The 14,623-nt window shown below is 54.9% G+C and carries 12 protein-coding genes and 1 other RNA gene; 5 read left to right on the forward strand and 8 right to left on the reverse strand.

Annotated features, from left to right (window positions below):
* Positions 1 to 556 precede the first annotated feature (556 nt).
* The 5 genes from KGA89_RS01330 to KGA89_RS01350 all read left to right on the forward strand — a co-directional run bounded on the left by KGA89_RS01330 (position 557) and on the right by KGA89_RS01350 (position 4,406).
* Complete coding sequence (locus tag KGA89_RS01330) at positions 557 to 1,027, forward strand: hypothetical protein (RefSeq protein WP_223470313.1); 471 nt, start codon at positions 557 to 559, stop codon at positions 1,025 to 1,027.
* Positions 1,028 to 1,901: 874 nt separating this feature from the next.
* Positions 1,902 to 2,069: a hypothetical protein gene (locus tag KGA89_RS01335; RefSeq protein ID WP_192102760.1), complete on the forward strand. Its 168-nt coding sequence runs from the start codon at positions 1,902 to 1,904 to the stop codon at positions 2,067 to 2,069.
* Between the two features lie 39 nt (positions 2,070 to 2,108).
* Positions 2,109 to 2,438 carry a helix-turn-helix transcriptional regulator gene (locus tag KGA89_RS01340; RefSeq protein WP_198797628.1) on the forward strand — a complete coding sequence of 110 codons (330 nt, stop codon included), beginning with the start codon at positions 2,109 to 2,111 and terminating at the stop codon, positions 2,436 to 2,438.
* Entirely contained in the window at positions 2,392 to 3,381 is a 990-nt protein-coding gene (locus tag KGA89_RS01345; protein WP_223470314.1) for a reverse transcriptase family protein, read from the forward strand. The genes KGA89_RS01340 and KGA89_RS01345 overlap by 47 nt, the downstream gene beginning before the upstream one ends.
* Before the next feature lie 269 nt (positions 3,382 to 3,650).
* Positions 3,651 to 4,406 (forward strand): hypothetical protein, encoded by a 756-nt coding sequence (locus KGA89_RS01350; RefSeq protein WP_223470316.1) that lies wholly within the window; start codon positions 3,651 to 3,653, stop codon positions 4,404 to 4,406.
* A 125-nt stretch (positions 4,407 to 4,531) separates the two neighbouring features.
* Here KGA89_RS01350 and KGA89_RS01355 read toward each other — a convergent pair whose 3' ends face one another.
* From KGA89_RS01355 to KGA89_RS01390, 8 genes are all read right to left on the reverse strand, one after another.
* Positions 4,532 to 5,449 carry a hypothetical protein gene (locus tag KGA89_RS01355; RefSeq protein ID WP_198797625.1) on the reverse strand — a complete coding sequence of 306 codons (918 nt, stop codon included), beginning with the start codon at positions 5,447 to 5,449 and terminating at the stop codon, positions 4,532 to 4,534.
* 893 nt (positions 5,450 to 6,342) lie between these two features.
* A complete protein-coding gene (locus KGA89_RS01360; protein WP_223470318.1) occupies positions 6,343 to 7,599 on the reverse strand; it encodes an integrase domain-containing protein in 1,257 nt (418 codons plus the stop codon).
* A gap of 187 nt (positions 7,600 to 7,786) precedes the next feature.
* Positions 7,787 to 8,182: a transfer-messenger RNA gene (gene ssrA / locus KGA89_RS01365) on the reverse strand.
* 96 nt (positions 8,183 to 8,278) lie between these two features.
* Positions 8,279 to 8,569 (reverse strand): hypothetical protein, encoded by a 291-nt coding sequence (locus tag KGA89_RS01370; protein WP_223470319.1) that lies wholly within the window; start codon positions 8,567 to 8,569, stop codon positions 8,279 to 8,281.
* A gap of 96 nt (positions 8,570 to 8,665) precedes the next feature.
* Positions 8,666 to 11,533, reverse strand: coding sequence for an FAD-binding and (Fe-S)-binding domain-containing protein (locus KGA89_RS01375; RefSeq protein WP_223470321.1), 2,868 nt, complete (start codon positions 11,531 to 11,533; stop codon positions 8,666 to 8,668).
* Complete coding sequence (locus tag KGA89_RS01380; RefSeq protein WP_223470322.1) at positions 11,530 to 12,201, reverse strand: lactate utilization protein C; 672 nt, start codon at positions 12,199 to 12,201, stop codon at positions 11,530 to 11,532. The genes KGA89_RS01375 and KGA89_RS01380 overlap by 4 nt, the downstream gene beginning before the upstream one ends.
* Positions 12,198 to 13,655, reverse strand: a complete 1,458-nt coding sequence (locus KGA89_RS01385; RefSeq protein ID WP_003197654.1) for a LutB/LldF family L-lactate oxidation iron-sulfur protein — start codon at positions 13,653 to 13,655, stop codon at positions 12,198 to 12,200. Before KGA89_RS01385 ends, KGA89_RS01380 begins: the two co-directional genes overlap by 4 nt.
* The gene (locus KGA89_RS01390; protein WP_223470323.1) at positions 13,652 to 14,476 is read right to left on the reverse strand and encodes a (Fe-S)-binding protein; all 825 of its coding nucleotides are present in this window, start codon (positions 14,474 to 14,476) and stop codon (positions 13,652 to 13,654) included. The genes KGA89_RS01385 and KGA89_RS01390 overlap by 4 nt, the downstream gene beginning before the upstream one ends.
* Positions 14,477 to 14,623: the final 147 nt, after the last annotated feature.

A 14,623-nucleotide genomic window follows, 5' to 3' on the forward strand; every position in this document is an offset into this window, starting at 1 on the left:
CCGCCGGACGCTAATCGCACTTGGGGTGAACCACCACGATGTGGCGTAGCCTCAAAGGTTCTGGCTACCTGGGTGCTGTCGAGGACAGCGCTGGTACAGTTCTGGTTTAGCGCTCGTTCTGCTCGCGGTCAACAGCATTTTGGGGGGTACTGTTGCGCCAATCGGTAGCGCTGGGAGACCCTGGAGTCCGGTGGTTTTCCATGGCCGGGTGGTCGTTCGTCGGTTTTTAATGTGAGCCTGCGTAATTGCATGGACTTGACCAGTACACGCCGTAGTGACGACCGGCGGAGAACGGCCAAAAGCGGTCATCTTGTGAGTACGAAAACCAAGGGCAGTTTATTTTTTCGGAGCAGTAGAGGAGGCTGCCGGGGCTACCAGATACTGGTCAAGCCTTCTCAGTGTGCTAAGTGCGGCGAGGGAGACGTCGGCATGACGATGAGGTATGCGCATCTGGCACCGAAGCACCTGCTTGACGCCGGCGGTCAGACTCGGGTCCCAGGCTGATAGTGGCGCAATGCTGTTATGATGGCGCTCTAAAATTGACTTTATGGTGGTTATGGATAAGCGCACGAGGCTGTATCAAGAGTTTTTCATTGCTTTGGCTTTGGGAAGCGTCCCCACCTTCATCGCTTACTGGTCAGGTGGAGTTAAGCTGCTGGACGCTGCAGTTAAGGCTCAGATGCCACCTGATAAAGTACTCTGGTACCTGGTCACCTTGCCGGCGCCTTATCTCATAGCTGTTCTCTTTGACCGCTTTGTTTGGAAAAAAACAGAGCTGATGAAAGCTCGTTCTGCTTTCTGGCGCTCCACCTGGACAGAAGTCGGAACAGCATTCCACTCTCTGTGGCGTGTGTTGGTCGGCCTTTTCTTCGCTATCCCGGTTCTTTGGTGGCGGTATGAGCCCGAAACATTTCAGCTCTCAAAGGCTAGCTTCTTTTTCGTCTGGGGATTCGCATTGTTGGCACAGTGCTGGTTCTTTTCTCTAGGAAGAAGTCTGCTTGAAGGGCGTGTGCGTCAGCTTTACTGATCCCGTTCTCTAAAGGTTTCGACAGCTTCCAGAAATGAAATAAAAAGCCCTGTACAAATAGAGCTTTTTCGTTTGGAGAGTGGAGCGGGTGGCCGATGCGATCACTATATATGTACGACTTGCGATTGATCTCGTTCAGGCCTGGTGAATTTCAAATCGAGGAAGAATTTTACCGGACTAATCGATACCTGGTGAGGGGGGAGGAACTCGCTGGGTATCATCCGATGATCCTCAAGCGGCTCCTGGGGATCTGATGCTCAGCGGCCAAAGCGGCTTTCTTCGAAGAAGGAAATAGAAGCCTCATTGGATTTTGCTCAGCACGGATCTTGAATACGGCTTCAGGCGGTATCAAAAGCTTCCCGCGCTGATAGCGAGGGTTCATTTTCCCTTCACCTGCTCCACAAATTTCAGGGCGTCCAGCAGGCAGCATTTAGATAGAGTCAGGCGAGATTCGTGAAAGTGCCTGCAACAGTCAAAAGTACTCATTTCGCCAATCTGGCGTGCGCCATGTCCAACGTAGTGGGGGACAGGGTAATCACGAAATATTTTCGCTGTGAGCGAAAATATTTTTTGACCTGCCTATCGTGTTCTGCCATGATGATTTTGCGGTCGATGATTTCTCGATTGCTTGTAGGTGCTACGGCACTGCGGGGGTTGATTTTGGACCTCTAACTTTTGGGCCGGGCGTGTGCGGTCGTCACCGTGCGCGTATGTGGTGCGGTCTTGTAGGCTTCGTCGAGACGTCGAAGCCTGGTGATTTCAGCGAGGGGGAAAAATACAGTTCAAACATCGGTCATTTGGCTTGTAAAGGTTGCATCGAGAGGTCGGTTCCACATGTCGTGGACTGACGCAAACCCTTACAGGAGCATTCAATATGCAACCACGTGACGAGAAAGCCGAAGAACTGTACCTGGCAAAAGTGAAGACAAAGCAGCGTTTGAGATTACTCAAAACCTGCTTTGGTGTGATCAAGATTCTTGTGCCGTTACTGTCGATAATTGACAAGCACTGGATGAAGATCATCGCGTTCTTCCATGAGTAGTCTACCCCGCTGGTGTCACATTCATCAGAGGTGTGCAAAATGTTAGGCAAGGCCCTTAAATTAATTCGTTCTTATTACGACTTATCTCAAACAGAGTTATGTTCTCGATTGGGAATATCAAACTCTCACCTATCCGAGATTGAGTCTGGAAAGAAGCAACCATCTATTGAGTTGCTGAGAAAATACAGCGATTATTTCGAGATACCACTGTCATCGATTTTGTTTTTTTCTGAGAGTATCGACTCCCCTCGCCCTACTGACAACCTGCGTTTCGGATTGGCGAAAACAATTATTTCGTTACTTGAATGGAATGAAGATCGAGATGCAGCCAAAGAAAAATATAAGGAAAAAACGAAAGCCCGACAATGAACTACCAATTCATCAGTGCGCCTTATATAAAGTAGGGTCGCCGAAGCGATTGGCTGACTTGCTCAATATTAGCACTATCGAACTTGAAGTGATTTTGCAATCAGAAAGCAATTACAAACTCTTCAACAAGGTTCTAGCTCCTAATCCATTCACGGGAAAATCCCGTAAAAATCGAGCTGTTCAGGAGCCTAAATCTCGCCTTCGGAAACTACACGAGAGAATTTTATCCATACTCCGTCGTGTCCAGTACCCCGGCTACGTTCAAGGTGGAGTAAAGCACCGCTCGTATCAAACGAATGCAGCTATTCATCTTGGCGCTCGACAAACAGCAACATTCGATCTGAAAAACTTCTATGGATCTACCCGCTACTGTCTTGTGCATGATTTCTTTCATAATACTATGTGCTGCCCAACAGATATCGCAGGCAGGCTTGCCTCGTTGACAACCTGGAATGGTGTAATGCCTACGGGAAGCCCACTTAGCCCTCTTCTTTCGCTTTGGGCAGCTAAGGGCTTATTTGATAAGTGCGAAGTCTTGGCAATCAAATACGGATTAAATTTCACCTGTTATATAGATGACTTAACCTTTTCTGGAGATAAAATTTCTGGAAAATTTCAATCTGAACTAAAGATTATCGCCAGCCGCTTTGGTTATGAATTAGCAAAAGAAAAAACCAAAATATTTAGGTTTGGAGTCCCAGCCCATATCACCGGTGTCATTTCACACAAAGCTAAACTTTCTGTTCCGCATGCGAGATTGAAAGGCGCGCGTAAAATTCAAGACGCTATCGACGGAAAAGGAAAGGCGTATGGTTTTACCGAGGCGCAACTTAAACAAAAGCTAGCGGGAACAATTAACGAAGCTGCCACGATCGATGCCGTGAAATATGAAAAATGGGCTATTTACAGTCGTAAAGATGCTGAAGACGAACTCAGTCAGTAGTTGTTCGCTATGCAAAGCCAGGCCCCATAAAGGGGAAGGGGCCAGTTCATGCGTGTGTGATAGTGGTCCAGATTAGATCACGGCCGAAAGAGTGTAGGGTTCGATATTTGAATAGGTAATTCAAAATATAGTAATTTGCCAAAGAAGATTGAGCTTGCTCGGTCTCTCGTTGGTTCGCGTGGTGCAAGCATCGTACCGCCGGAAAGATTCCCTTCTAGGATCGGGCGTTGTTGAGGTTGCTATAATCAAAATTATCACTAGGAATTATTATGGAATTAATGGAAGCACTTTTCGCTACAGTTGCATCATTGCTAGTTGTCTGTGTAATTGGTTTTTTTAAAACGCTTTACAAAGAAAAGGCCAAGAATAGAGCGTTGTTTGAAGACGTTGGGCGCATTGAGGTCGAAAAGCAAAGAGTAATACACGATTATACTCTAGAGACTGAGAGGGTGAAGCAAGTTCACGCTAAAGAAATCGAGAGCCTGAAGCAGCAGAGCGCTGAAAAACTTGATAAGCAAAAGCGAGATCATGAGATCGATATACAGAAGCGTAAGTATAAATATGAAAACAAAAGTCGCGAATATCACAAGTTTATGGATGAGCTTGATGCGTTTCGCGGGCTGAATATCGAAATTATCGAAAATGAGCTTAGGCCAATGATCAGCGCATGGTTTGCAAGTGATTTTGGTATTTCGAACAAGTTGTTTGCCGAGGCTAATGATAAGGCTACAGCTATCATCAGCTCAGTCAGGGCGCAGGAGGCTAAGCTTTTTGCACAGGTTAACGGTGTAAAACTAAATGCGGCTCAAGAAATAATTGATTTGCTGGATGCGCTGCGAGCAACCATAACCCAGTCAAAGTCGTACCTCGAAGGGGTAATCGGTTATATTTTCAGTGAAGAGTTTCGATATACTAAGCGCATTCCTGATGAGATTAATGCAAAAGCTGCCGGACTAAATGAGCGAACTGCTGATTTGAATAAAAAGCTTCTTGCAGCACTTAAAGCCGACCTAGATACGCTATAGGCGGTGGAAGCCGGCGAGAGTGCGATGATGCTCCCGAAAAAATTGATTGTCGATGCGGGCCAGAGCGATTTTAAGCGGAGCCGCGCTATTAGTGATAGCGCACCGCTCCTAGTCTTTGATCACGATTACTGCTCTTCACCACAGGTACAGCAGTGAACATACTCTTCGCTGATGACGTTGCCCTTGCACCCTTCGGTGATACATTTTTTTCGGTGCACAAGGTGCGTATCGTTACACACGAAGCACCATAAGGTGGAGGACTTCGGTTTGTTCGGACTCAGTACGGCATAGTGAGGGGTAGGCCCGTCAAGTTCGCCAGAGTGATATTTGCAAGCTGGACAGATATATTTGCGAACACCCGCGGCTACCTTGAAGAAGCGTTCGCGCTCGGACTTGGATAGCAGGTTGAAAACTGTCCAAAACTCACGGACCAAGATGCCGTCAATGTGGTCATTGTCGAAATAAATCTGAGCCGCGGGTGCTGAGAACAAGAAGTCTCTTCGCGCCATGACCCAGCTTTGGTCTGAGTAGAGGTGCTCGTGGGCTTCGAGGATGATCAAAATAACTTCTTTGGGTGAGATCTGAAGCTTCGCATTTACTGAATGCATAGCTGAGTTTCGAAGCCTCCGTACCCGCTCGAATAGCTCCATGAATTTGGGGTCGAAAGGCTGAGGGCTTACCGTGTTGTAAGCCTTTATCAGGTCTTGGGCGTCAATGGTACGAAACTCTGAATACTCTATCCCCTTACCAGTCTTGTCCTTAGGCCAATCCGACGGAGATCCGGCCAGTAGCAAGTACGGGCTGAAGCCTACGAGCTTGCCTTTGATCGCGAGTTCGACGCCCTGCTGGGCAATAATGAGTGAAGTCAGAATCCTTTGCCGTGCGGCCTCCCAGAACTGAGTCTGGTCATCCTTGTCCACATCCACATACTGGCCGGCTTCGTCCAGTGTCGTCAGAAATGAAATGACAATGTCCCACGCAAAGTCGAACTGCGCGTAGGCAGCCGCTGCGAATTCATCACTAGTTGGAATTTCCGTGATCATCGGGGATCCGCTTCGTTTTTTAGGGCTCTGAGCCTATAAGGACGCAGGCAATTGGACAACATAAAAGAAATCTCCGAATGGATTCCTACTACTTTCGCGTCAATTTAGCTGGCGCCATAGGCTCTTTTATAAAAGCTGTCCCAACAGAGTGGCCGTTTCCAAGCAGGAGTAGATTTGTCTCCTGCCGGCTTTTGCGGTGCTGTTACATTGATATCGGCTATGCATACAGTTTATGGGGTGAGCAGGCAAATGACCTCTCGCCCGCAGTTGTAGCAGTTCGGGTTGCAGCAGGGAGAGGAGAACAGCGAATGTCTCTTTAGTGTCGATTCTGTTGAAAAAGTCGGTCCTTCCAGACTGCCCGCATATTAATCGGTGAAAACGCCTTTTCTGCACGCTGCTACGTGAAATCCAAGCCCGGTAGCCTCTGCCGAAGGTAAGGATTTCAATCTCAGGCGCGTACTTTTCTACCGTGGAAACCACGTCCGACTTTTTCAACAGAATCGGTCGGTTGCAGTCCTTGAGTGCTTGGCTGACGTACTCGCGCTGAGTGGCACCCGCTGACACCTATCAACTGCAAACGGCTGGTCAGCGCGAATGCAAATGACTGGTCAAGTCGGCTGCAAACAACTGATCAGTGGCAATGCAATTAGGTGGTCAAGTGAGATGTATTCACGCAGAGCCCATGCGAGTGGGAATGCAGAGCCTTCCCGCTCGCGTGGGCTTAGTCGAAAAGGCCCAAGACCGAGGCTTGCAACGGCGACAGTCGCCACTTCTGTCGCCATGCTGCAGGCAAGGTATTACGCGGGTTGTCGCCGGTGTCGCCGGTGTCGCCAAATCAACCATCACTCTATCTGGGAAGTTATTTTCGGTTACCGGCGGCGTCCTGTGAGCGCTCACCGTATCGGCACGACGTTGTGGTCCCTGGTTTGATTGATCGCAGATGCCGACAGGCTGCCGGTGGCCGCCTTCTGGATATGCTCACTCCACCAGGCCATCATCGGACGCCGGCGTTCGATGTAGTCCGCCCGGTTGTAGGCACTACGGACTTCATCCTTGTCGACATGCGCCAGCGCGACTTCGATGAGCTCTGGATCCCACCCGTGCTCGTTCAGGATGGTACTGGCCATGGAGCGCATGCCGTGGCTGACCAAGCGGTCCTGGAAGCCCATGCGTTTCAACGCCATGTTGGCAGTCTGACTGTTGGCGTGGGTGCGCGGGTTTCTATCTGCCGGGAACACGTATTCCCTGTGACCACTGTGGGGCTTGAGCGCCTCCAGTAAGGCGAGTGCCTGTTCGGTCAGCGGGATGGTGTGCGGACGACGCTTCTTCATGCGCTCCGGCGGGATGGTCCAGATACGTTTGTCGAAGTCGATGTCTGCCCATCGAGTGGTAGCCGCTTCGGCAGGGCGGGTCATGGTGTGCAGTTGCCATTCGATCAGGCAGCGGGTGATCCGCTTGATGCTGGCGTTCGCGATTTCGATCATGAGCTCGGAAAGCTCATCGGGCCGTAGCGCGGCCATGTTCTGTTTCTTGGGCTTCTTGAATACCGCTCGAATACCACTGAGAGGGTTAGCGAAAATCAGCCCGGAGTTCACCCCGTAAGTCATGATCTCGTTGAGTCGTTGGCTCAACCGCTTCACTGTCTCGAGACTGCCTTTGGCCTCAATCGGGCGAAGCAGTTCGATGACCAACGGTGCGGTAATTTTCGAGAGCGGCGTTGTTTTCATGTCTGGGAATACGTGCAGCGTGAGCGATCGCCAAATGTCCTCTGCGTACGCCGGCGTGACGGAGTCCTTCTTCAGCTCGAACCAAGCGGTGGCCACGTTCTCAAACGTGTGTTCCGTCTCCGCTCGTTTGGCTTCGTCCTGTGCATTGCGTTGCACCTTGGGGTCAATGCCTTGTGCCAGCAGCTCGCGCGCTTCAACCACTTTTTTCCTGGCGTTCGCTAATGAGAGCTCTGGGTATGTGCCCAGCCCCATATTGATACGATTTTTGGTTACCGGCTCGCGGTAGTTGAAGTTCCACAGCATCGAGCCATTGCTCCTGACGCGGAGCTGAAGGCCGTCACCATCGCTGAGGACGTAATCCTTGTCTTTTGCCTTGACTGCCTTGAGCTGGCGGTCGGAAAGGCGAAGGGCTGGAGCGGGCATGAGAGCTACCTCTGACACCGTTTTGGTATTCCAAAAAATAGCACCGGATGGCTTGGAATACCATTTGGAATACTCAAACGGCTGGAACTCAAAAAACCTCTTAGGCGCCCAGTAGCGCTTAAACCCTTGATTTTACTGGACTTCAGGCACAAAAAAAGACGTCCGTGGACGTCTTTAGATGATGAAGTGGTGGAGCCGGGGGGATTTGAACCCCCGTCCGCCAGTACTCCGCTGTCGGTACTACATGCGTAGCCGTGTCTATTAAGTTAACCCTCAGCGACCCGACGGGCAGGGTGCTTTGGGCGAGTTGTGTAAGTTTTAGCCGCTTCGTCCACAACGTACTGCACGGCGATTCCGTTCTATATGACAATCATTTTGGGTTTACGGACATCCCCTAATGATTGCTGGACCCGAAGGTACCAGAAGCTCAGGTCTAAGGCTGCTTACGCAGCGATAGCGAATTCCTGGCCGTAGTTTTCGTCATTGGCAACTATAGAAGTTGCAACAGTGGATTTACGAGTTCTGTTACCAACTCGGCATGCACCTAAAGTTTCGCAACCGGCGTCGAATCCTAAACGGCCCCGAACCTGTCGCTCCATGAAGCTGGAGGAGTGGCAGGCATTTGCAGTGTACGCCAATCCGCGTCTGAGGCCAACCCGAAGGTTGGCCGGACGCGACATTACTGCTGATCGCCTTTGGTTTTGTTCTGCACTTTCTGAAGAGCTTGGGTGGTCAGCGAGATGCATTCCTTCGTGCCTTGCTCGGTACCTTTGGCCTTGGCAGCGGTGGCCTGTTGGACAGTGGCATCGATGTCAGACTTCATGCTTTCACTCATTTGCTCGCTGCTGACCTTGGCGTCCTTGATTTTTTGCAGATTGATCTGGCAAAGGTCTGCCTGGCTATCTGCAAACACCGGAGAGGCCAACATCGCAGCGGAAATGAACAAGCCAGCAAGTGCGGTGCGCTTCATGTGTATCTCCTTGAACGTATGGTCTCGGTGCCGCTGGACAGTGGCGGCCAGGCCGAGTCAGTGGATGGCCCAGCGCAGCCGGGCCTATTCAAGTGACTACAGCGACGCGCAGGAATTCGATTTTTCTTCGAGTCCCCTGGCAAGGTCTTCACCACTGACGGGCTTGGAGCGGGTGACACGGTCCACCAGATACACCAGCCCGTGGTAGTCAATTGCGCCGTGTTGGGTAAGACCAATCTCACAGGTGCGGCTGGTGGAAATCCCTTCGCTGCAATGCTGTACCGCGTCCTTCAGTGAGCGCAGCGAGTGGGCGTTCAGCTCTGGCGTGGAGAAGCCCTTGTCGCCGGCGAAACCGCAACAATGGATGCCTTCCGGGATGACCACGTTTTTACTGCACTTGCGCGCCAGGTCGATCAGCGCCTGGCTTTCGCCAAGGTGCTGCGTGCTGCACGTGACGTGCACGGCGATGGGCGCCTCCTGGGGAATGAAGTCGAGCCGATCCATCAAGTGGGTACGGATGAAGCGCACCGGGTCATACAGGTCCAGGCGCACGTCGCCAAGGTCCTGGACTAGCCGCAATGTGCAGGGGCTGGTGTCACAGTAGATGGGGTCGAGCCCGCCGCGACTGGCGTGCAGCAGGGCGCCGATCAGTTCCTGGCGCTTGTGCTCGGCCTGTTCGGCGTAGCCCTTGGAGGCAAAGGGTTGGCCGCAGCAGAGGCTGTCCACATTGTCTGGAAAGACCACCTGATAACCGGCCTTTTCCAGCAGGCCGCGGGTCTTGTCGTACAGCGACATCTGCTCCTTGTCCGCTGCCGCCGGGCCCATGACCCGCGACACGCACGCCGCCAGGTACACGACTCTCGGCCGTTCGTCCGACACGGCGGGGCTGAAACGGATGGCCTTTTCCGGCTGGGGCATGGCGTTGGTCCACTGTGGGACCTGGCCTTTGGACAGCCGCGTCAACGAGGCCGACAGTTTCGCCAGGCGGGGCGCGCCCAGCAGCATGCGCGCACCGTTGGCGACGTGGAGGGCGAAGCGTGCGCCTTGCAATGTGGTGGCGAAATTTCCTTCAATCCAGTTGGCGGTTTTCGTCTTTGTTGCGTCACGGCTGCGCAGTTTTTTCACCAGTTCGCCGGTATTGATGCCTACCGGGCAACGTTGTGCACACAGGCCCGTGGCGGCACAGGTATCGATGCCCTGGTATTGGTAGGCACGCTCCAGTTCGGTGGTGTCCGTGCCGGCGCGTTTCTTGGCTTGGATATCTCGCCAGATCACGATGCGCTGGCGCGGGCTCAAGGTCAGGTCCTTGGACGGACACACCGGCTCGCAGAAACCGCACTCGATGCACTTATCCACAATCTCATCGGCGGCCGGCAGCGGTTTGAGGTGTTTGAGGTGGATCTGCGGGTCTTCACTGAGCACCACGTCCGGGTTGAGGATGCCGTTGGGATCGAGCAGGCGTTTGAGCTGCCACATCAATTGATAGGCGTCACTGCCCCATTCCAGCTCGACGAACGGCGCCATGTTGCGCCCGGTGCCGTGTTCGGCTTTCAGCGAGCCGCCGAATTCCACCGCCACCAACTGCGCCACGTCATCCATGAACGCTTGGTAGCGTGCGACTTCTTCAGGGTTGTTGAAGCCTTGGGTGAAGACAAAGTGCAGATTGCCTTCCAGCGCGTGTCCGAAAAGGATCGCTTCGTCGTAGTGATGTTTGTCGAACAGCTCGATCAGGCGGTTTACGCCAATGGCCAGTTGTTCCACCGGAAAGGTCACGTCTTCGATGATCACCGTGGTCCCGGTTTTGCGCACCGCACCCACGGCCGGGAAGGTGTCTTTGCGGATCGCCCAGAGCCGGGCGTTTTCCCGTGGGTCCTCGGTAAAGTCGACCTGTTTTTCCACCGGGAAACCAGCCAGCGAGGCCATGATCCGGGCCAGTTGCTCTTGCAGTAAAGATGAAGAAGCAGCGCGGGATTCGATCAGCAAGGCGCAGGCATTGGTCGACAGATGCTGTACGAAATCCGGCATGCCCGGTTTGTCCTGCACCGAGCGCAGGCTGCGGCGGTCCAGCAGCTCCACGGCCGAGACTGGCTGGCTTTTCAGCACGGTGACGGCGTTGCAGCAGGTTTCCACATCGGGAAAGACGATCAGGGCCGAGGCTTTGTGAGGGTGGTCGATGACGGTGTTGTAGGTCACCGCGCTGATGAAACCGAGAGTGCCTTCGGAGCCGACCAGCAGGTGGCTCAAGATATCCACAGGCTCATCGAAGTCCACCAGGGCATTGAGTGACAGGCCGGTGGTATTTTTCAGACGATATTTATGCCGAATTCGCGCAGCTAATTCAGTGTTGGCGCGGGTCTCGCGGCCCAGAGTCGCGAGGCGTTCCAGCAGTTCGCCATGGCTTGTACGAAAAGCCGCCACGCTGCTGTCGTCTTCGGTATCCAGGCGCGTGCCGTCGGCCAGTACCAGGCGAATGCCGGCCAGGGTGTGATAGGTGTTCTGCGCCGTGCCGCAGCACATGCCGCTGGCGTTGTTGGCGACGATGCCGCCGATTTTGCAGGCGTTGATCGACGCCGGATCTGGGCCGATCTTGCGCCCGAACGGCGCCAGCCAGGCGTTGGCCTGGGCGCCGATCACGCCGGGCTGCAAACGGATCTGCGTGCCCTGTTCACGAATCTCGCGCCCGTTCCAGTTATCCCCGAGCACAATCAGCACCGAGTCGCTGATGGCTTGCCCGGACAGGCTGGTGCCGGCGGCGCGGAACGTGACTGGAACCTGGTCGCGTTGGGCCAGTTTCAGCAGGGCAATCACTTCATCTTCGGATTCGACGCGTACCACCAGTTTCGGAATCAGCCGATAGAAACTGGCGTCGGTGCCGAAGGCCAAAGTCGACAGCGGATCGTCGAAACGGCGTTTCTGCGGGATCAGTTGTTGGACGTCGTGTAGGAAAGGGGCCGGAAGGGTCATTGGTCCTCCAGAATCAAAACCACCAGATCCTTCGGACCATGGGCGCCATAGGCCAGGACTTGCTCGATGTCGGCGGTTTTCGACGGGCCCGATACCAGCAGGGCGTTGGTGGGCATGCCTTGGGCCCACTCGAATTCCTGCTGCACTTCATAGAAGTTGTCACGTATCTCGCTGGCCTTGAGCAAGGCGAAATGCACCGGTGGCACCAGGCTCATCAGTCGCGGCTCTTCCCGGGTTGGCCAGAGAATCAGGCTGCCGGTGGCGGCGATGGCGCCGAGGGTGCCGGTCAGGCTGGCGGGGGTGTCATTGAACAACTCGGCTTTCCACTCTTCTACCGGGCGGTCGTAGGCCTTGAGGGTTGGCAGGTCCGGATTGTTCGCCCAGAACTGTGTGATTTTTTCCCCATGCGCGGTGGTCGGGGCGATGAGCAGGCTCGGCAATTGACGGTCGCGCAGCAATTGCGCGAGCAGGGTCGGCCAGCCTTCGTCGGACGTCAGGTGGATTTCGGTGTGCACCGCCTCCATCAATTTGCGCAGTTGTGGGATGCGCTCCTCGGGCGCATAGCGGTAGGTCTGCGTCACCAGCTCGACGTCGAAGTTGTCGGTAACGGGCGTGGCGCCGGTCAGGCTTTTACGCAGCTTGGCGAGGATATTGTCCTTGGCGCTCATCGGCGGTCTCCCTGCTGGTTCAGGTGTTCGCGGGCCAGGTCATGCAATGAGCGGGCGGCGGGTTTGGGGGCGCTGTGGTTCTGGGTCCATGGCCCGACGTTGTTGGGCGTCAGGGCGCGCAGGCGCGTGGCGAGGAACCCGAACAGCCGATACAACCGTGGCGAACTGTTGAGTCGAGCCCAGGCGTTCCAGATGAAGCGTTCCTTGGGCGAGTATTTGCTGCCCTGGCCGCGCATCACCTGATGGGGGCTGTCCGGCGCCTTGACGTTTTCTTCCCGCAGCCGCCGCAGCAAAGCCGGGATCGGAATCTTCACCGGACACACTTCACCGCAGGCACCGCACAGCGAAGAGGCGCTCGGATGGTCCGGCACCTTGGCCAGGCCGACCATGTGCGGCGTGATGATTTTTCCGATAGGTCCCGGGTAAACCTCGCCGTAGGCATGACCGCCGATTCGGGTATAGACCGGGCAATGATTCATACAGGCGCCACAGCGGATGCAGTTCAGCGTCTGGCGCAATTCGCTGTCGGCAAACGCCTGGCTGCGACCGTTGTCGAGCAGGACCAGATGGACTTCCCGGGGGCCGTCCAGTTCGTCAGGCTTGCGCGGGCCGGAGATCATGTTGACGTAGGTGGTGATCGGCTGGCCAAGGGCCGAGCGGGTCAGCAGCGACAGCAGCGGCACGACGTCGCGCAGGTTCTCGACGACTTTTTCGATGCCGGTCACGGCAATGTGCACCGGCGGCACGGTGGTGGACATCCGCCCGTTGCCTTCGTTTTCCACCAGCAGCAGCGTGCCGGTTTCAGCGACGGCGAAGTTGACGCCGGAGACGCCGATGTCGGCCTCGAAGAATTTCTGCCGCAATACCTTGCGACCGATCTGAATGAGTTGGTCAACGTCCTTGGTGTACTCCACGCCGAGTTTGTCGTGGAACAAGGACGCGACCTGACCGGCATTCTTGTGGATCGCCGGCATAATGATGTGTGAAGGCTTCTCGTGGTCGAGCTGGACGATGTATTCCCCCATGTCGGACTCAAGACATTCAATGTCCCGAGCCTCGAGGAAATGGTTCATCTCCATCTCTTCGCTGACCATCGATTTGCCCTTGATCACTTGCCGCGCCTCGTGAGCGCGGATGATCGAGAGGACGATGCCATTGGCTTCGTCCACCGTTTCCGCCCAGTGCACGTTCACACCGTTGCGGGTCAGGTTGCTTTCAAGTTGCTCGAGCAGGTCGGGCAGCTTCGATAACGCACGGGCGCGGACGGCATTGCCCAGCACACGCAGGTGTTCTCTTTCGTGGGCATCGCTGAAGGACGTTGCCCGCTTGGTCATCAGTGAATCCATCGCGCTGCGAAAGTTGTTTCGCAGTTGCGTGTCGGCCAGGGCCTTGTGGGCTCGGGCGCGAAAATCTTCCTGCACCTCAACGGTCGGAATCAGCGTCGGCGTGCTCATGCGACACCTCCGCTACGCTGCCAGAGGAAGCTCGCCAGGTGCTGGCCGCGTAACGCCTCCTGCTGTTTTTCCAGTGCGCCGTTGATGTTCATCAGGCAGCCACAATCGGCACTGATGACCTTGTGCGCGCCGGATTCCTTCAGCGCTCGGGTCTTGTCGGCCACCATCGCGCCGGAAATATCCGGCATGCGAACGCTGAACGTCCCACCAAAGCCACAGCATTCGCTTTCGTGGCTGTGGTCGACTCGTTCCACATTGCGCAACTGCGCCAACAACGCGCGGCCGTGCAGGTGGGTGTTCATTTCACGCCGTGCCGAGCAGGACGTGTGCAGCGCAACCTTCACCGGCTCACCGCTGTCGTTCAACTGCACCTTGCAGACAAACAGCAGGAATTCAGCCAGTTCATAGGTCCGGGCCGCCAGGGCCTGGACCTGTTTGAGCGTGTCGGGCTCATCCTTGAACAGGTCGGCGTAATGCTCGCGCAGCATGCCGGCGCAGGAGCCCGAAGGCACCACCACCGGATAGTCTTCGGCAAACAAGGCCAACTGCGCCCGTGCCACTGTCCGCGCCTGCTCGGTGTAGCCCGAGGTGTAGGCCGGTTGGCCGCAGCAGCTTTGCCCTTGCGGGTAGACCACCCGGACTCCTTCGCGCTCCAGCAGATGAATCGCATCCATCCCGGCTTCGGGATAGAACAGGTCCACCACGCAAGTGCCGAACAGGTAGACCCTTTGCGGTTTCTCGCTGGGGTACTGCCGAGGCTCGGGCAATGGCGGGGCGACACGGGTCGCGTTCGGCACGGCGTTGTAAAAAAGCTCGCTCATCAGGCGTGTCTCCGGGTGGTCCCGGTTATCCGTCCGCTGAGGCTGCTGAATATAGACAGGAAATCTTTCAGCAGCCTTGCAGACCCGGTGGTGAATAGCAGACGCCGAATCACGGTTCGGCGTCGGTTTTTTCAGTATTGCGTGTAG

It is taken from the genome of Pseudomonas sp. A-RE-22, from assembly GCF_019956035.1.
Classification (GTDB): Bacteria; Pseudomonadota; Gammaproteobacteria; order Pseudomonadales; family Pseudomonadaceae; genus Aquipseudomonas; species Aquipseudomonas brassicacearum.